Genomic DNA, 16,953 nt, shown 5'->3' with positions numbered 1-16,953 from the left:
AATATTATAGCTGAGTTGTTCTGTCAATCAGGTAATAATCCAGCAATGTCATTGCTGTCATTGCTTCCACGATGGGTACTGCGCGTGGCAATACGCACGGATCATGGCGTCCGCGGGCTTTCAGGGTGGTGTCTACACCGTCAATGTTCACGGTGTGTTGCTCCATCAGTACGGTTGCCACGGGTTTGAAGGCTACACGGAAATAGATGTCTTGTCCGTTGCTGATTCCACCTTGTATACCGCCCGAATGATTGGTGCGGGTCTCGATACGTCCGTTGTTGTTGTAGAACACGTCATTCTGCTCTGAGCCTTTTTGCTTTAATCCCTTGAAACCGTCTCCATACTCGAATGCTTTTGCTGCATTGATGCTGAGCATGGCTGCTCCGAGTGCCGCATGGAGCTTGCCGAATACGGGTTGTCCCAGTCCGATGGGGCATCCTTTGATGACACAGGTCACCACTCCTCCGATAGTATCTCCTTCTCCCTTTATCTTGAAGATGAGTTCTTCCATTTCTTTCGCCTTCGCCGGGTCGGGGCAGCGGACCGGATTGGTCTCTATCAGGTCGAGGTCGTATGCGGTATAGTTCTCTTCAAGGCGGATAGAGCCTACTTGTGAAGTGTATGCCGTGATGTGTATACCCAACTGCTTTAGTGCCAATTTGGCCAAGGCGCCCGCCACTACACGCGAGATTGTTTCACGGGCCGATGAACGTCCGCCTCCGCGATGGTCTCGGATGCCGTATTTTACCTTATAAGTATAGTCGGCATGTGACGGGCGGTAGACTTCTTTCAGATTATTGTAATCGTCAGAATGCTGGTTTTGGTTCCATACAATGAATCCTATGGGGCAGCCTGTGGATTTTCCTTCGAAGATGCCGGAGAGGAACTCCACTTTGTCACCCTCTTTCCGAGCAGTAGTGATACGTGACTGTCCGGGGCGGCGTCGGTTGAGCTCTGCCTGGACGAAATCCATATCAATGGCTATTCCTGCAGGGAATCCGTCTATCACTCCTCCCACACCCTTACCGTGTGATTCCCCAAAACTGGTAAGACGGAGAATATTTCCAAATGAGTTGAACATATCAAATGCTTTAAAGGTTTATATATGAGGTTAATGTGCCAATACGCTTTATAGGAAATGCTTTTGACTTTATAAAGATAACAACTTTTTTCATAAAACGTTTAAGGAAATAAGATAAAAAATCCTTTCCGTATAAAGTTGCCTGCCTTTACCAGAGTTTGGCTAATGGTTTGTTCTTTATAAAAATGGCTTACTCTTTATGAAATATACATCGGAATTTCACTCGTAATGATGAAAAAAGGAACATCTATTTTTTAGAAAAGACCTTGTACTGTAACCTTAAAAAGTGTTACTTTGCACCTTTAATTTAAAATGGGAAATTAATAGCTCCCTTGGGAAGCTTTTTATTAACTAAACAAGTACTCAAAAAAGTATGAAAAAGAATTTATTTTATTTATTTGCATTGATCTGTTCAATGAGTTTATTCACGGCTTGTAGTGATGATGACGATGAAAATTGGAAGAAAGTGCCTAATCAGATTATTACAGCTGAAAATCTGGAACTGGAAACTAATATTCCAACAAGTTCTGATGCTAGTATGAAATTAGCGATGACCGATGCGCAGAATGGTATTTTGACGTTGAATAAAGTGGTTAGAGGTGCAGATGAAATAGAAATTAATGTGACTGTTGTTGAACAGACAGACGGTACTTTTAAGTTTCAAGGCGAGAAAAGTGTAACGCCTGCTACTAAGGCGGCTTGGGTGCTGCTTAGCTCTACGAATGTGAAAGTTTCGGGTACTATCACATTAGAAGGGAAAGCTGCAGTTACGGTTTCTACGGAGTTTGTAGGAGATATCGTGAAGAAATATCAGTTGTGTGATGCTGTTTATTATGCTGATTCTAAAGATAGAACCAATATTTATGCTCCGGGAAGATTGACTTGGGTATCGCCTTATGGAGAAGGTGGTAATGCAGGGATTGCAGCGGATAATATCTCGACAGTAGGGACAAATGTCCTATCTGCGGCTATGATACAGCTTTTGAAAGATGTGGAGTTCAAAGCTGACGGTTCTATTGTAGCCAGCTATGCAGAAGAAATAAACATTACTATGGATCAGATGATTATGGCCGGTATGGGACAGCTCCCTTCAACGGACGGCATTGTTTGGAAATCTTCTCCTGCAAATCTGGCTTATTGGTATGTGAAGGGTGAGCATATCTATGTTGTGCTGAATATTCCTGCCATTGTAACCGAAGCATTGAAAGATGCTGAGGATTCTCAAGTGACTCCGGAAGCTATTTTGCAGATTATAGAAATGGTGAAGAGCATGAGTGGAGCTGACATCAAGAATTTGTTGGGTCAGTTGTTGGCTGGACTTGAAGATGATAATATGCTGAAAAAGTTAGATATTTCTAAAATTTCCGATAGTGATATTGAAAAACTGATTGGCTATGTAATCGATGGTTTCCCCTTGAACTATAGAACTACCCAATTGGAGATAAAGAACGAGGAAGAGCTCGTAAGAACGGTAAATGATCTCTCTATCTATCTGGATAAGGATTTATTTGATATTTTTATGCCTGCTCTCTATCCGATGTTACCTGATGTAGATATGTTGTTAAAGAACACGAACATTGAATTCAGGGGACAGAGTATACCTTTGTGGAATATGATCCAGATGCTGACTGCCTTGAACTCAATGACTGAAATAGAAGGAATTTGGAATGTTACTACCAGATTCAATTTAGGTATAAGTCTTGGTGACAATTCTTATAAAAAATAAGAAAAGATTTTTCTTTATCTATAAAGAGGGTTCTGTGCTTGGAATCCTCTTTTTTATTTTTTTGTTCGTTTTATTATAGAATAAAATACATTATCTTTGCCTGCATCAAATTTGAATAAATATGACTGAAACGGAAAGACTGCAAATCATTACCCTTGTCAAGAACGAGGTCGTCCCTGCCATTGGTTGTACAGAACCTATAGCTGTAGCATTGTGTGTAGCAAAGGCTGTGGAAGTGTTGAATAAGCGTCCCGAAAAGATAACCGTATTGCTGAGTGCCAATATTCTGAAGAATGCAATGGGAGTGGGTATTCCTGGTACGGGGATGATTGGATTACCGATTGCTGTGGCACTTGGCGCTTTAATAGGCAAGTCGGCATATCAATTGGAGGTTTTGAAAGACAGTACCCCTGATGCAGTGGAGGCAGGAAAGCGTTTCATAGAAGAAAAGCGTATCCATATATCCTTAAAAGACGATATAGAAGAGAAACTTTATATAGAAGTCTGCTGTGAAGCCGATATGGACAAGGCAACCGCCATTATTGCTGGTGGACATACTTGCTTTACTTATATAACGCACAACGGGGACATCCTGCTGGACAAACAAACCGCTTCTTGCTTCGAAGAGGAGGAGGATGTATTGGACTTGACTTTACGCAAAGTGTATGACTTCGCCATGACAACCCCATTAGACGACATCCGTTTTATTCTTGATACGGCACGACTGAACAAGACTGCCGCCGAACGTTCCTTCGAAGGTGAATACGGTCATGGTCTGGGTAAAATCCTACGTGGCACTTACGAACACCGGATTATGGGCGACAGTGTCTTCTCTCATATCCTTTCTTACACTTCGGGAGCATGTGATGCCCGTATGGCAGGAGCTATGATTCCAGTGATGAGTAATTCCGGCAGTGGTAATCAAGGGATATCCGCTACCCTTCCCGTACTAGTCTATGCCGAAGAAAACGGGAAATCAGAAGAAGAATTGATTCGTGCCTTGATGTTGAGCCATTTGACAGTAATCTATATCAAGCAGAGTTTGGGACGGTTATCCGCCTTATGCGGTTGTGTGGTTGCTGCCACTGGTTCCAGTTGCGGTATAACTTGGCTAATGGGGGGTACTTATGAGCAGGTGGCATATGCTGTACAGAACATGATTGCCAATCTTACCGGAATGATTTGTGATGGTGCCAAACCTAGTTGTGCATTGAAAGTGACTACCGGAGTTTCAACCGCAGTACTTTCAGCCATCATGGCCATGGAAAACCGTTGTGTAACTTCCGTAGAAGGTATTATTGATGAGGATGTGGATCAGAGTATCCGTAATCTGACAAAAATCGGTTCTAAAGGAATGAATGAAACGGATAAATTGGTATTGGAGATAATGACAAGTAAATAATTAAAAAAATGAAGAATTAAAAATGAAAGAATTATCATGCAGCATACTTATATTGCGTAGTTTGATTCTTTCATTTTTAATTCTTCATTTTTAATTCTTCTAGTGGCAGCATCCGCCTCCACATTCATGGTCGCCGCATCCGTCGCCACAGTCACCACAACCGCAGCTGCCGCAACCGCCACCCATCATACGGGCGACTTCGGCAAGTTCTTCGTTTGTAGCCAGGCGGCTTTCCACTACTTCTCCAGTGAAGTTCAAGTCACAACCTGCGAGCGGATGGTTCATATCCATTACGACGATATCTTCCTTCACTTCTACCACACTTCCGTTGATGCGTTGACCTTCAGAAGTCATCAAGGGGATAACGGCACCTTCTACTACACGATCGCTGTCGAATTTCCCTTCTATCATAAAGATTTCTTTGGGGAGGTCAATAACATGGTCGTCGTCATATTCACCATAAGCTTCTGATGCCGGAATGGTAAAGTCGAATTTATCGCCTATCTGCAAGTCTTTTATCTGGGCTTCAAAGGGTTCGAGTGTCATTCCCAGCCCTGAGATAAACTGAAAAGGATGCTCTACGGGTGCTTCTTCTTCGAAATCTTTTTCTCCGTTTTCGATTGAGTACAGCTTATATGCTACGGTGATGTACTTGTTTTCTACTGTTTCCATTAATTTTCTATCTTTATTTAATTAGTAAATACTTTTTTTGAGTATTTGAAGAGACAAAGATACGAATTATTTGTTTCGGGATGTAGAGAGCCTTTGGTAATTTTCAGATTATTAAATGGTTTCAATGATTGGCAATACATTTACATTGGCTGTCCGAATGGTTCTATTTAGAACTGTTAAGTGATAAAATAGGATTTTAGGGCGATATTTTCTTACGATTATTCATATTTATCTTATTTTTTTATTCAATTTGTTTGGAGATTATAAAAAAGCCCTTACCTTTGCAGCACATTTGAAACAAAAAAGAAGAATTAAGTTATGAATTTACATACATCTATTAACCTGGCATTCCTGCATATTATTCGCGTCGTGGTGGTGGCATCAAGAGCGTGAGAAAGGTTATGTATGTATTCGTATGTTAGAAGATAATTTATTAAGCCTTTCTCACTATAGTGGGAGAGGCTTTTTCATTAAAAGGAGATTTGAAAATGAAGCATCAGTTACGCAGCTCGTTCAGCACACAAGGTCGTCGCATGGCGGGAGCCCGTGCATTGTGGACGGCGAATGGTATGAAGAAAGAACAGATGGGTAAGCCCATTATCGCTATAGTCAATTCCTTTACACAATTCGTCCCCGGGCATGTACACCTGCACGAAATAGGCCAGTTTGTAAAGGAAGAGATTGAAAAGCGGGGATGTTTTGCTGCGGAGTTCAATACGATTGCCATTGACGACGGTATCGCTATGGGGCACGACGGAATGCTTTATTCCCTGCCTTCAAGGGATATCATTGCCGATAGTGTGGAGTATATGGTAAATGCTCATAAGGCAGATGCTATGGTTTGCATCAGTAATTGTGACAAGATTACTCCGGGGATGCTGATGGCAGCTATGAGGCTGAATATACCGACTGTGTTTGTTTCAGGCGGTCCGATGGAAGCCGGGGAATGGAACGGACAGCATTTGGATTTGATTGATGCCATGATTAAATCTGCTGATGAAAGTGTGGGCGATAAAGAGGTGGCACAGATTGAGCAACATGCCTGCCCCACTTGCGGATGCTGTTCAGGCATGTTTACCGCTAATTCCATGAATTGCTTGAATGAAGCGATTGGATTGGCACTGCCCGGTAACGGCACGATTGTAGCCACTCACGAAAATCGCAAGAAACTATTTGAGGATGCAGCCAGGTTGATTGTAGAGAATGCCTTTAGATATTATGAAGAAGGGGATGAGAGTGTACTCCCGCGCAGTATTGCTACCCGTGAGGCATTTTTGAATGCCATGACGCTGGATATTGCGATGGGCGGTTCCACTAATACGGTACTTCATTTGTTGGCTGTGGCTCACGAAGCCGGAGCGGATTTTAAGATGGACGACATTGACATGCTCTCCCGCAAGACCCCCTGCTTATGCAAGGTGGCTCCCAATACCCAAAAGTATCATGTACAAGACGTTAACCGTGCCGGTGGCATCATTGCCATCATGGATGAGCTTGCCAAGGGCGGATTGGTCGATACGAATGTCCATCGTGTGGATGGAATGACGTTGGCAGAGGCAATCGACCGGTATAGTATTACCAGCTCTAATGTATGTAAAGAGGCAATCAAGAAATACTCCAGTGCGGCAGCCGGAAAGTTCAATCTGGTACTCGGCTCACAAAATGCGTCTTATAAGGAACTCGATACGGACCGTGCGACCGGTTGTATCCGTGATTTGGAACATGCATACAGCAAGGATGGCGGTCTGGCGGTTTTGAAAGGAAATATAGCTCAGGACGGTTGCGTTGTTAAGACTGCCGGTGTAGACGAGAGTATCTGGAAATTTACGGGGCCGGCGAAAGTTTTCGACTCACAAGATGCGGCTTGCGATGGTATTTTGGGTGGAAAGGTAGTCAGTGGAGACGTCGTCGTCATTACTCACGAAGGACCGAAAGGTGGACCGGGTATGCAGGAGATGCTTTATCCTACTTCTTATATCAAATCCCGCCATCTGGGTAAGGAGTGTGCATTGATTACTGACGGGCGTTTTAGTGGTGGTACTTCCGGACTGAGTATCGGACATGTTTCTCCCGAAGCGGCTGCCGGTGGTAATATCGGTAAGATTAAGGATGGGGATATTATCGAAATTGATATACCGAACCGTTCTATCAATGTGAAGTTGACGGATGAAGAGCTTGCAGCACGCCCTATGACTCCGGTAACCCGCAACCGTGAAGTCTCCAAAGCATTGAAAGCATATGCCAGTATGGTGAGTTCCGCTGACAAAGGGGCTGTGAGGTTGATTGATTAAAGGCCTCACCCCCGACCCCTCTCCGAAAGAGAGGGGAGGAGGGAATGATACAAATTTCCGAAGTTTTTAATAAAAAGATAAAGTATGGCTGATAATAATAAAAAGAGTAACTTTTCCTCCCTCTCCCAAGGAGAGGGTCGGGGTGAGGCTCTAATAACAGGCGCAGAAGCATTGATGCGCTCTCTGGAGCATCAGGGAGTAAAGACTATTTTCGGTTATCCGGGAGGGAGCATCATGCCGGTATTCGATGCCTTATACGACCACCGGAAGGAATTGAACCATATCCTGGTTCGCCATGAACAAGGAGCCACCCATGCGGCGCAAGGCTTTGCACGTGTGTCGGGCGAGGTTGGCGTTTGTCTGGTTACCAGTGGACCAGGTGCTACCAATACTATCACGGGCATTGCAGATGCCATGATTGACAGTACGCCTATCGTTGTCATTGCCGGCCAGGTAGGGACGAACTTCTTGGGTACGGATGCATTTCAGGAAGTGGACTTGGTAGGCATTACTCAGCCTATCACGAAATGGAGTTACCAGATTCGTCGTGCAGAAGATGTGGCCTGGGCAGTGGCACGTGCTTTCTATGTGGCAAAGAGCGGACGTCCGGGACCGGTCGTGCTGGATTTTGCTAAAAACGCCCAAGTGGAGAAAACAGAATATGCGCCTACTAAGGTGGACTATGTCCGTAGCTATCTTCCCGTTCCCGAAATGGAGCCGGAGGCCATACGGAAGGCTGCTGAATTAATAAATGGTGCGGAACGGCCTTTGGTGCTGGTAGGACAAGGCGTGGAGCTGGGAGAAGCCCAGCAAGAGCTTCGTGTTTTCATTGAGAAAGCCGGAATGCCTGCCGGATGCACTTTATTGGGACTTTCCGCATTACCTACGAACCATCCGTTGAACAAAGGAATGCTTGGTATGCACGGTAACCTGGGGCCCAATATCAATACCAATAAATGTGATGTCCTTATCGCCGTAGGCATGCGCTTTGATGACCGTGTGACGGGTAAATTGGAAACATATGCCAAGCAGGCGAAGATTATCCACTTTGATATTGACCCTGCCGAAATAGATAAGAATGTAAAGACCGATGTTGCTGTCCTGGGAGATTGCAAAGAGACACTGGCTGCCGTTACCCAATTGCTGGAACCCGCCAACCATCAGGAATGGATTGACAGTTTCCGGCAATACGAGGAAGTGGAAGAGGAAAAGGTAATCCGTCCGGAATTACATCCGGCAGGAAAAGCGCTAAGCATGGGTGAGGTGGTGCGTGCTGTGAGTGAGGCTACCCATAACGAGGCGATATTGGTGACTGATGTCGGCCAGAATCAGATGATGTCTGCCCGTTATTTCAAATACAGCAAGGAACGTAGCATTGTTACTTCCGGTGGCCTGGGTACTATGGGCTTCGGCCTTCCGGCAGCTATCGGTGCCACTTTTGGACGTCCGGACCGCACGGTATGCGTATTCATGGGAGACGGCGGCTTGCAGATGAACCTGCAGGAGCTGGGTACCATCATGGAACAAAAGGCTCCGGTGAAGATGATTCTGTTGAACAATAACTTCTTGGGTAATGTTCGTCAATGGCAGGCGATGTTCTTCAATCGTCGCTATTCGTTTACTCCGATGATGAATCCGGATTATATGAAGATTGCTTCGGCATATGATATTCCTGCACGCAGGGTAATGACCCGTGAGGAGTTGGCAAAAGCGATTGAAGAGATGATAGTAACTGACGGACCGTTCCTGCTCGAAGCTTGTGTGGAGGAAGAAGGAAATGTAATGCCGATGACACCTCCGGGGGGTTCGGTCAATCAGATGTTGTTGGAATGCTGAAGTCATGCGAAATTAAAGAATTTACTCTATCTATGGATAAAAAACTATATACAATCATTGTTCATTCGGAAAACTTTGCCGGTTTGCTGAATCAGGTGACGGCTGTGTTTACCCGCCGGCAGATAAACATCGAGAGTTTGAATGTATCGGCCTCCTCCATCAAGGGGGTACATAAATATACCATTACCGCTTGGACGGACAAGGATACCATTGAAAAGGTGACCAAGCAGATTACCAAGAAAATAGATGTGCTGCAAGCCCATTATTTCACGGATGATGAAATCTATCAGCACGAGATTGCCCTTTATAAAATAACGACCCCTACGCTGGAAGAAAAACCGGAGGTGTCCAAAGTAATCCGTAAGTACAATGCCCGTATTGTGGAGGTGAATGCTGTATTTGCCATTGTTGAGAAGAATGGCATGAGTGAGGAAATCACCAATCTTTATGAGGAGTTGCGCCAGTTGGATTGCGTACTTCAGTTCGTCCGTTCGGGTCGCGTAGCCATTACGACCAGCTGTTTTGAGCGTGTCAATGAATATCTGGCGGACCGTGAAGCAAAATATCGTCAAAGTAAACACCAAGAATCATGATGAGCGAGAACAATAAGATAGGTACCTACAAGTTTGTTGCCGAACCGTTTCATGTCGACTTTACCGGACGGCTGACAATGGGAGTATTGGGCAACCATTTGTTGAATTGTGCGGGTTTCCATGCCAGCGACCGCGGTTTTGGCATCGCGACTCTAAACGAGGACAATTATACTTGGGTATTGTCCCGTCTGGCTGTCGAACTGGATGAAATGCCTTATCAGTACGAAGATTTCTCCATTCAGACTTGGGTGGAGAATGTCTATCGCCTTTTTACAGACCGTAATTTCGCTATCATCGATAAGGAGGGCAAGAAGATTGGGTATGCACGTTCCGTTTGGGCGATGATTAGCATGAATACCCGTAAGCCGGCAGATTTGCTGGCTCTTCATAGTGGCAGCATTGTAGATTATGTCTGCGATGAGCCTTGCCCGATAGAAAAGCCTTCGCGGATAAAGGTGGCCTCAAAGGAACCGGTTGCTGTTTTGGTAGCCAAATACAGTGATATTGACATTAACGGGCATGTGAACAGCATTCGTTACATCGAGCACATCCTTGATTTGTTCCCGATAGAGATGTATAGGGAGAAGCGCATTCGTCGTTTTGAGATGGCGTATGTAGCCGAAAGCTATTATGGGGATGAGTTGACTTTGTTTATGGATAATGCCGGTGAGGGTGTTTACGATGTGGAGGTGAAAAAGAACGGCAGCGAAGTGGTCTGTCGCTCTAAAGTGATATTTACAGAGAAATAAATAAATTTATCAACGTTGGCGTAAGCCACAAATAAAAATTAGAACAAAAAATGGCACAATTGAATTTTGGCGGTGTTATTGAGAATGTAATGACCCGCGAAGAATTTCCTTTGGAAAAAGCACGTGAGATTTTGAAAGATGAAACAATTGCAGTAATCGGCTATGGTGTACAAGGTCCGGGCCAGGCTTGCAACTTGCGTGATAACGGTTTCAATGTGATTGTGGGACAACGTCCGGGCAAGACATACGAAAAGGCTGTGGCTGACGGATGGGTACCGGGTGAAACTTTGTTCGGCATCGAAGAGGCTTGCCAGAAAGGTACTATCGTCATGTGTCTGTTGTCTGATGCTGCTGTAATGTCTGTATGGCCGACTATCAAACCTTATTTGACTCCCGGAAAGGCCCTTTACTTCTCTCATGGTTTTGCTATCACCTGGAACGACCGTACCGGCGTGGTTCCTCCTGAAGATATTGATGTTATTATGGTTGCTCCCAAAGGTTCCGGTACTTCACTTCGTACCATGTTCCTCGAGGGTCGTGGCTTGAACTCATCATATGCCGTCTATCAGGATGCTACGGGTAAAGCTTTTGACAAGACGATTGCACTGGGTATCGGCATCGGTTCGGGATATTTGTTCGAGACAACTTTCATCCGCGAAGCCACTTCCGACTTGACCGGTGAACGCGGTTCATTGATGGGTGCTATCCAGGGATTGCTGTTGGCTCAGTATGAAGTATTGCGCGAAAACGGCCATACTCCTTCTGAAGCATTCAATGAAACAGTGGAAGAGTTGACTCAATCTTTGATGCCATTGTTTGCCAAGAACGGTATGGACTGGATGTATGCCAACTGTTCTACTACGGCACAGCGTGGTGCGCTGGATTGGATGACCCCGTTCCATGATGCCATCAAGCCGGTTGTACAGAAATTGTATGCAAGTGTGAAGTCGGGCAACGAAGCCCAGATTTCTATCGACAGTAACTCCAAACCCGATTATCGTGAGAAGCTGAATGCAGAATTGAAAGCCTTGCGTGAAAGCGAAATGTGGCAGACAGCTGTTACAGTTCGTAAACTTCGTCCGGAAAACAATTAATCAGCTTTATATAAATAGGTGAAATACCCTCTTCGGTGTTACCGGAGGGGGTATTTCTTTATTATTGATTCCCTATATTTTGAATAAACTCCAATAGCTTCCGGTAAAAACCGTGATGTTTCAGCGTCTCTGCCTCTCCCAATATTACCAGCTTCATACGTGCCCGGGTGATGGCTACATTCATTCTCCTTAAATCATTCAGGAATCCTATCTGTCCTTCTTCGTTGGCACGGACAAGGCTAATGAAGATAACATCGCGCTCTTGCCCTTGGAAGCCATCCACCGTATTTACAGTGAACAAGCTGCGATAAGGCTTGAGTGAAGCGTCTGCCTTTATCTTGCTGCGGAGATATTGCACTTGTGCCTTGTAAGGGGAGATGATGCCGATGTCTATTTTTTCTTCCAGAATGCGGTTGCCACCGATACGGTTGATGTAGATTTTCAGTTCTGATAGGAGCAGGTCCGCTTCCGCCTTATTAATGCGCCCGAAAGTCTCTCCCACAAATTCTTCTTTGAAATCCATTTCGGAGGTGTCAATCCAGTGGATGGGGGTATCCCAGTCCAGGATGCCCCGGTAACGCACTTCGGGAGCGGCTTCCAACTCGCTATTATAAAACCATTGGGAAGGAAATTTCATGATTTCCTCGTGCATGCGGTATTGCACTTTCAGCAAAGAGACAACGGCAGGTTTGTTGGACACCACTTTCTCCATCAATGTTCGTTCCAGACCTCCACGGGCGGCTTCGTAGCATTTTATGGTGGGCGGAAGTTGGCAGTGGTCACCCGCCAACACCACGCGGTCTGCCTTTCGGATGGCTATCCAGCAGGCAGCCTCTAAGGCCTGGGCTGCTTCATCAATGAAAAGGGTGCCGAAACGGCGTCCGTTCAGCAGCCGGTGATTGCTGCTTACCAGCGTGGAGGCTATGACATGTGCCCCATCAAAAAGCTCTGAATTGATTTGTATTTCCAATGCGGTGGCGCGGTCGCGCAGGCGGCTCATACGGCTGCGTACTCCTTCGCGTTCGTCATAGCTGCCACGGCGGGCACGGCTGCCCAGTTCACGGAGATTTTTCCGGATGCTCCACAGTTCCGGATAAAGTGGATGGTTCTCGAAACGACGCTCGTAGGTAAAGGAAAGCATCTTGTCGTTGACACGGGTCGGATTGCCGATACGCAGGACATTGACGCCACGGTCCACAAGTTTTTCCGAAATCCAGTCGACGGCGGTATTGCTTTGGGCACATACCAGTACCTGCGGTTCCCGATGCAGGGTTTCGTAGATGGCTTCCACTAAGGTGGTCGTTTTTCCGGTTCCCGGAGGACCATGTACAATGGCCACGTCGCGGGCACACAGCACTTTGTTTACAGCTGTCTCCTGCGTGGAGTTCAGCCAGGGAAACCGTACGGGGTAGAGCTCTCGGAAACCGGCTTTCGAGGTTCCCAGCAATATGTCCCGCAATTCGGCCAGGCGGTTGCCTTTGGAGCGTAACGTATCTTCCAAGGCTTCGAACATGGTCCGATAGGATGTTTCGTCGAAATAAAGTTGCACGCCGAGGTTGTCCGTTTCCTGCACTTCCATAACGGCACCGGCTCCGGGCATTATCGCTACCATCCGTGTCTCGTCGGCATAGCTTACGGTAGCGGTGAAGTTCATATAGGTTATTTTCCCATCGGCAGACTGGCGGAAAAAACATACGGGACGGCCGAACTCAAAATTATGTTCTATATCGGTATTTTCTGTGTGTGTAATTTCTATTACTAATTGATTCAGTGAATTATAGTAACTTCGTCCCGGAGTGGCAGGATACCAGCAAAGTCCCCGTTTCACTTTCCGGGCAACTCCCATGTTTTCGGTTTGGCGTTTGAATTCCTCTTTTTCGTATTCGTATTCCATGCGCAGCAAAAGTTGTTGCTGCTGGAGGTGAATAATAGGACTATTTGAATCTTGTTCCTTCATGGTTGCAAAGGTAATCATTCTTCGCTTCCGACGGAAAAAATGCTTTATTTTGTTAAACTATTCAGCCTTTTTATTTGTTTATGATATTAATTTGTAATCTTTACAATAATGAAAAACTAAAAAATAGTGGTTATGGTATATGATTTAACGATGCTCAAAACGTTTTATGCCGCTTATTCGGAGAAGATAGAACGCGTACGGAACGTACTGCGGCGTCCGATGACTTTAGCGGAGAAAATTTTGTATGCTCATTTGTATGATGGGGATAAAGTGAAGAACTACAGACGGGGAGAAGACTATGTGAATTTCCGTCCCGACCGTGTGGCCATGCAGGATGCAACGGCTCAAATGGCCTTATTGCAATTTATGAATGCAGGCCGTGAGCAGGTTGCCGTGCCTTCCACTGTGCATTGTGACCATTTGATTCAAGCATATAAAGGTGCAAAAGAAGATGTTGCGACTGCTACGAAGACCAACGAGGAGGTCTATAATTTTCTCCGTGATGTTTCTTCCCGCTATGGCATAGGTTTTTGGCAGCCGGGAGCAGGCATTATTCACCAGGTGGTATTGGAGAACTACGCATTTCCGGGTGGAATGATGGTAGGCACGGACTCTCATACGCCCAATGCCGGAGGTTTGGGCATGGTGGCCATTGGTGTGGGTGGTGCCGATGCGGTGGATGTGATGACCGGCATGGAATGGGAACTGAAAATGCCGCGTCTGATAGGCGTACACTTGAAGGGTAAATTGAGTGGCTGGGTAGCTCCCAAAGATGTTATTCTGAAGTTGGCGGGTATTCTTACTGTAAAAGGGGGAACCAATGCCATCATTGAATATTTTGGACCGGGAACCGCTTCATTGTCTGCCACTGGAAAGGCTACCATCTGCAATATGGGGGCAGAGGTGGGGGCGACTACCTCCCTTTTCCCTTACGATGAGCGTATGGGTACCTACTTGAAGGCTACCGGACGTGAAGAAGTGGCAAAAATGGCTGCTTCCGTAGCTGCCGACCTTCGCGCCGACGACGAAGTGCTGGCAAATCCGGAAAAATATTACGACCGCATCATTGAAATAGACCTCTCGCTATTGGAACCGTATATCAACGGGCCCTTTACGCCGGATGCAGCAACACCGATATCGAAATTTGCCGAGGTAGTGATAACCAATAACTATCCCCGCCGGATGGAAGTCGGCCTGATAGGGTCGTGCACCAATTCGTCCTATCAGGATTTGAGCCGCGCAGCCTCCCTTGCCCGGCAGGTAAAGGAAAAGAATTTGAAGGTTGCTTCTCCGCTGATTGTCAACCCCGGTTCGGAGCAGATACGTGCCACTGCTGAACGCGACGGCATGATTGCCGCTTTCGAAGATATTGGCGCAACGATAATGGCGAATGCCTGCGGACCTTGTATTGGCCAGTGGAAGCGCGATACTGATGACCCCGAACGCAAAAATTCCATCGTCACCTCTTTTAACCGTAATTTTGCCAAACGTGCCGATGGAAATCCCAACACTTTTGCTTACGTCGCTTCCCCGGAGATAACGATGGCGCTGACCATTGCCGGTGACCTTTGTTTCGACCCGTTGAGGGATACGCTGGTCAATGCCAAAGGAGAGGTTGTGAAACTGTCCGAACCGGTCGGTGAAGAACTGCCGGCACACGGGTTTATAGGAGGAAAGGAAGGATACATTGCTCCAGGCAAAGGACAGACGGAAATTACGGTCAATCCTCATTCACAGCGCTTGCAACTGCTGACTCCCTTCCCTGCCTGGGATAGCATGGATTTGCTGAATATGCCTTTATTGATTAAAGTGCAGGGGAAATGTACCACCGACCACATTTCCATGGCAGGGCCATGGCTCCGTTTCCGGGGACATCTGGAGAATATTTCGGATAATATGCTGATGGGAGCTGTCAATGCTTTCAATGGAGAGACGAATAGTGTCTGGAATCGCTCTACCAATACCTATGGAACGGTGTCAGGCACGGCGAAATTGTATAAATCCGAAGGCATCCCTTCCATTGTCGTTGCCGAAGAGAATTATGGTGAAGGTTCCAGCCGTGAGCATGCTGCCATGGAACCACGTTTCCTGAATGTACGCGTCATTTTGGCGAAAAGCTTTGCCCGTATCCATGAGACGAATTTAAAGAAACAAGGCATGTTGGCGTTGACCTTTACGGATAAGGCCGATTATGACAAGATTCGGGAACGCGACCTGATTTCTGTCATGGGTTTGAAAGATTTTGCTCCGGGACGCACGTTGAAGGTGGTTCTTCATCACGAGGACGGGAGTAAAGAAAGTTTTGAAGTACAACATACGTATAACGAACAGCAGATAGCCTGGTTCCGGGCCGGTTCTGCACTTAATGCAAGATAGAATATGGAAAAAATTACTGTACCTTTTATTACCGGCGATGGGGTGGGAGCAGAAGTGACCCCATCCATGCAGGCTGTCGTGAATGCCGCTGTCAAGAAATCCTATGGTGACCGGCGTGGCATTGAATGGAAAGAAGTGCTGGCAGGAGAACGTGCCTTCCACGAAACCGGTTCCTGGTTGCCGGACGAAACCATGGAAGCCTTCCGTACCTATAAGGTGGGCATCAAAGGTCCTTTGACAACTCCCGTCGGCGGAGGTATCCGTTCCTTGAACGTAGCCTTGCGTCAGACGCTCGATTTGTATGTCTGCCAACGTCCGGTACGTTGGTATAAGGGCATTGTTTCTCCACTCAAAGAGCCGCAGAAGGTGGATATGTACGTATTCCGTGAGAATACCGAGGATATTTATGCAGGCATCGAATGGGAAGCCGGAACTCCGGAGGCTGAAAAGTTCTATCGTTTTCTCCATGATGACATGGGGGTGACAAAAGTCCGTTTTCCCGAAACCTCCTCGTTTGGCGTGAAGCCCGTTTCAAGAGAAGGAACAGAGCGCTTGGTGCGTGCCGCCTGCCAATACGCCCTTGAGCATCATCTGCCTTCCGTGACGTTGGTACACAAAGGAAACATCATGAAATTTACGGAAGGCGGCTTCAAGAAGTGGGGGTACGAACTGGCAGAACGTGAGTTTGGTAAAGAGCTGGCAGAAGGGCGTCTGGTCATCAAGGACTGCATTGCCGATGCATTCTTGCAGAACACGTTGCTTATCCCTGAAGAATATTCCGTGATTGCCACGTTGAATCTGAACGGCGATTATGTGTCCGACCAACTGGCTGCCATGGTAGGCGGCATCGGCATTGCACCGGGTGCGAATATCAACTATAAAACGGGGCATGCCATTTTTGAGGCTACTCACGGGACGGCTCCGAACATTGCCGGGAAAGACATTGTGAATCCCTGTTCCATCATCCTTTCCGCTGTGATGATGCTTGAATATCTGGGTTGGAAGGAAGCAGCCTCTCTTATAGAGAACGCCTTGGAGCAAAGTTTCACAGAAGCCCGTGCTACTGCCGACTTGGCCCGTTTTATGCCGGGTGGCGTCTCGCTGTCCACTTCGGCTTTCACCCGGGAGATTGTAAGGAGAATAGAAAATGGGAATAACGAATAAAACGAAACGATT

The 16,953-nt window shown here is 46.4% G+C and carries 12 protein-coding genes; 9 read left to right on the top strand and 3 right to left on the bottom strand.

Annotated features, from left to right (window positions below; all coding sequences use genetic code 11):
• Positions 1 to 4: 4 nt before the first annotated feature.
• Positions 5 to 1,081: a chorismate synthase gene (gene aroC, locus JXR92_RS17235; RefSeq protein WP_138345014.1), complete on the bottom strand. Its 1,077-nt coding sequence runs from the start codon at positions 1,079 to 1,081 to the stop codon at positions 5 to 7.
• Between the two features lie 373 nt (positions 1,082 to 1,454).
• Here aroC and JXR92_RS17230 point away from each other — a divergent pair, with 373 nt between their 5' ends.
• Together JXR92_RS17230 and JXR92_RS17225 are read left to right on the top strand one after the other, a co-directional pair.
• Entirely contained in the window at positions 1,455 to 2,807 is a 1,353-nt protein-coding gene (locus JXR92_RS17230) for a DUF4925 domain-containing protein (protein ID WP_206897505.1), read from the top strand.
• A gap of 121 nt (positions 2,808 to 2,928) precedes the next feature.
• On the top strand, positions 2,929 to 4,209 hold the full coding sequence (locus tag JXR92_RS17225) for an L-cysteine desulfidase family protein (protein WP_138345016.1): 1,281 nt from the start codon (positions 2,929 to 2,931) through the stop codon (positions 4,207 to 4,209).
• A 99-nt stretch (positions 4,210 to 4,308) separates the two neighbouring features.
• On the opposite strand, the gene JXR92_RS17220 is transcribed toward JXR92_RS17225, so the two are convergent.
• Positions 4,309 to 4,881: an FKBP-type peptidyl-prolyl cis-trans isomerase gene (locus JXR92_RS17220; protein ID WP_117600018.1), complete on the bottom strand. Its 573-nt coding sequence runs from the start codon at positions 4,879 to 4,881 to the stop codon at positions 4,309 to 4,311.
• A gap of 488 nt (positions 4,882 to 5,369) precedes the next feature.
• On the opposite strand from JXR92_RS17220, the gene ilvD reads away from it, so the two are divergent.
• The 5 genes from ilvD to ilvC all read left to right on the top strand — a co-directional run bounded on the left by ilvD (position 5,370) and on the right by ilvC (position 11,444).
• The gene (ilvD, locus tag JXR92_RS17215) at positions 5,370 to 7,172 is read left to right on the top strand and encodes a dihydroxy-acid dehydratase (protein ID WP_138345018.1); all 1,803 of its coding nucleotides are present in this window, start codon (positions 5,370 to 5,372) and stop codon (positions 7,170 to 7,172) included.
• Positions 7,173 to 7,256: 84 nt separating this feature from the next.
• Positions 7,257 to 9,008, top strand: coding sequence for a biosynthetic-type acetolactate synthase large subunit (ilvB, locus tag JXR92_RS17210; protein WP_138345020.1), 1,752 nt, complete (start codon positions 7,257 to 7,259; stop codon positions 9,006 to 9,008).
• Positions 9,009 to 9,040: 32 nt separating this feature from the next.
• Positions 9,041 to 9,601, top strand: coding sequence for an acetolactate synthase small subunit (ilvN, locus tag JXR92_RS17205; protein ID WP_005833135.1), 561 nt, complete (start codon positions 9,041 to 9,043; stop codon positions 9,599 to 9,601).
• On the top strand, positions 9,601 to 10,350 hold the full coding sequence (locus JXR92_RS17200; protein ID WP_138345035.1) for an acyl-[acyl-carrier-protein] thioesterase: 750 nt from the start codon (positions 9,601 to 9,603) through the stop codon (positions 10,348 to 10,350). Before ilvN ends, JXR92_RS17200 begins: the two co-directional genes overlap by 1 nt.
• Positions 10,351 to 10,400: 50 nt before the next feature.
• On the top strand, positions 10,401 to 11,444 hold the full coding sequence (gene ilvC, locus JXR92_RS17195) for a ketol-acid reductoisomerase (protein ID WP_138345022.1): 1,044 nt from the start codon (positions 10,401 to 10,403) through the stop codon (positions 11,442 to 11,444).
• Positions 11,445 to 11,505: 61 nt separating this feature from the next.
• Here the strand turns inward: ilvC and JXR92_RS17190 are convergent, their stop codons facing one another.
• The gene (locus tag JXR92_RS17190; RefSeq protein ID WP_131225397.1) at positions 11,506 to 13,401 is read right to left on the bottom strand and encodes an AAA domain-containing protein; all 1,896 of its coding nucleotides are present in this window, start codon (positions 13,399 to 13,401) and stop codon (positions 11,506 to 11,508) included.
• A 132-nt stretch (positions 13,402 to 13,533) separates the two neighbouring features.
• Here JXR92_RS17190 and JXR92_RS17185 point away from each other — a divergent pair, with 132 nt between their 5' ends.
• Positions 13,534 to 15,777, top strand: a complete 2,244-nt coding sequence (locus JXR92_RS17185) for an aconitate hydratase (protein ID WP_131225396.1) — start codon at positions 13,534 to 13,536, stop codon at positions 15,775 to 15,777.
• A 3-nt stretch (positions 15,778 to 15,780) separates the two neighbouring features.
• Positions 15,781 to 16,941 (top strand): NADP-dependent isocitrate dehydrogenase, encoded by a 1,161-nt coding sequence (gene icd, locus JXR92_RS17180; RefSeq protein WP_138345024.1) that lies wholly within the window; start codon positions 15,781 to 15,783, stop codon positions 16,939 to 16,941.
• The last annotated feature ends 12 nt before the right edge of the window (positions 16,942 to 16,953 follow it).

The sequence above is a fragment of the Bacteroides parvus genome, assembly GCF_017309675.2.
In the GTDB taxonomy this organism is placed as follows: Bacteria; Bacteroidota; Bacteroidia; order Bacteroidales; family Bacteroidaceae; genus Bacteroides; species Bacteroides uniformis.
This window is presented reverse-complemented; position numbering and strand designations above follow the sequence as displayed.